Here is a 1,633-nt window from a genome sequence, read left to right as displayed (position 1 = left end):
CTTCTCGTCACCGAATCCAGGTCGCGATGTCCTCCGAACAGCGGGTCGCGCATGCCAGAAGGCCAGTAGCCTGGGCGCCTCTACCAGCTCACCAGCGCCAGCGCAGACGAGAAGTCCTCCGATCATGCCGGGGGCGACCACGTCCGCACGGCTCGTTCCACCTCACGCGGCAGTGCCGCTTCGCGGTCCACGCGCATGTACTTGCCGTACCTTGTGCGCTAAAAGGATTACGAGAGATATTCCATTCGCTATCGTGTAAGGCCCATAAAAAGGAACTTCGCGTTGATATCGCCTTGGGTAACGCTTCAGCTGTACACCCCGTATTGCCCGGCGGACGGTCCGCTTCCCGTGTTTCTGGTCGCGTGACCTGCCATATGGTTCGGGTTCGGGGACTATCTGTCTTTCGCTGCGGCGCAGGGTCCTCTCGGCTGGGCGCGGGAGCCGCCGCTCCCACCAATATGCGGCACAGCCGTATCCCGACACTTCGAGAACACAGCTACTGGAGTGCGAGGGGGTGAGGTTCACCGGTGAGTGCGGCCAATACCGCAGCGATCATGGCCAGGCGGTGAGGGTCGAACCGATCCTGGCCTTCGGTGTTCTGGCTGCGTACACGTCGTTGTTTGAACAATCTGGCGGTGCGATGCCCGAATTCTGTTTCGACGAATGTCTCTGTGGTGTGGCAGACCCAGTTCATGTTCATTTGTAGGTCGTCGGCCCAGGGGAGTTCGCGACGGAATCGGCGGACAAGGTATTGATAGCGCGCGAGATCTGCGGGTGTTCCGTTCTGGTAGCGCAGGACCCGATCTGTGGCTTGGCGGCCACCGCGGAGTCTGACGTGGCCGAGCAGCCGGGTCATCAGGGTGGGGGAGATGGGTTGCCATCGGATCGCGCCGCGGTATTCGTGCAGTCGGATCAGGCAGTCGTCGCGTTCGAGATCCTTGATACGCAACGCCAGCGCTGGACCTCTGCTGCAAGCTGTTTCGATATGTAACCGCAAGATGAGTGCGTCGAGTTCGGTGTCATCGCCGGTAGTCGAGGCCACGCGGCCGAGATCCTCGATCTGCTCGACGCTCAACGCCCGGGCCGGGCCTGGAGGCTGGGTGTCTTGCGGGCTTGGGCGGCCGGGTTCGCGTCCGGTTCGATCAGACCGTCATCCTGGGCGTTCTGGTAAAGGAAACGCATCGCGGCGATGAGATTGGCTTCTGCGCCGCGCCCACCTCTGCTGTTCGCCCGAACAACAGCACGCAGCCTTTGACGTGCCGCACGCTCCTCGATCTCCACCGCTGTGAGCGAATCGAGAGGTCGATGTCCCCAGGCTGTTTCGATGACCGGCCAATACCAGCGGTAATGACCAGTGCCTTCTGGATTCTTGATCCCTACCCACTGAATGTACTGGCCGATCGTGGGCATGCGCGCTCGATCGGGTTGCGCGGATGCCAGGTCGTCGAGGGTCAGCCCGAGCGAAGCGACCAGTTGCAGGGTGGCATCGACATCCTCGCGGTTCATCCGACAGCCGCCTCGAACAGGTCCGGGCGGTAGGACCACAACGCCGCACCGACCGCCCGTAGAGGGCAGACGACCAGAACGCCGCGCTCCAGGCCGCCGACCATCAAAACCCGCTCGCTGGTGTGAA

Annotated in this window: 2 protein-coding genes; both read right to left on the bottom strand. The window is 62.5% G+C overall.

The genetic code is table 11. The features are described 5' to 3' along the window. Positions 1 to 496: 496 nt before the first annotated feature. Positions 497 to 1,075, bottom strand: coding sequence for a site-specific integrase (locus tag ON27_RS29400; RefSeq protein WP_051047098.1), 579 nt, complete (start codon positions 1,073 to 1,075; stop codon positions 497 to 499). Continuing rightward, positions 1,072 to 1,506, bottom strand: coding sequence for a hypothetical protein (locus ON27_RS29395; protein ID WP_051047097.1), 435 nt, complete (start codon positions 1,504 to 1,506; stop codon positions 1,072 to 1,074). Before ON27_RS29395 ends, ON27_RS29400 begins: the two co-directional genes overlap by 4 nt. Positions 1,507 to 1,633 lie beyond the last annotated feature (127 nt).

Origin of the sequence: Nocardia asiatica NBRC 100129, assembly GCF_000308415.1 — a bacterium.
Taxonomy (GTDB): Bacteria; Actinomycetota; Actinomycetes; order Mycobacteriales; family Mycobacteriaceae; genus Nocardia; species Nocardia asiatica.
This window is presented reverse-complemented; position numbering and strand designations above follow the sequence as displayed.

Excerpts from the sequence above, each read along its gene's own strand:
- ON27_RS29395 (WP_051047097.1), bottom strand. The coding sequence starts at position 1,506 with ATGAACCGCGAGGATGTCGATGCCACCCTGCAACTGGTCGCTTCGCTC.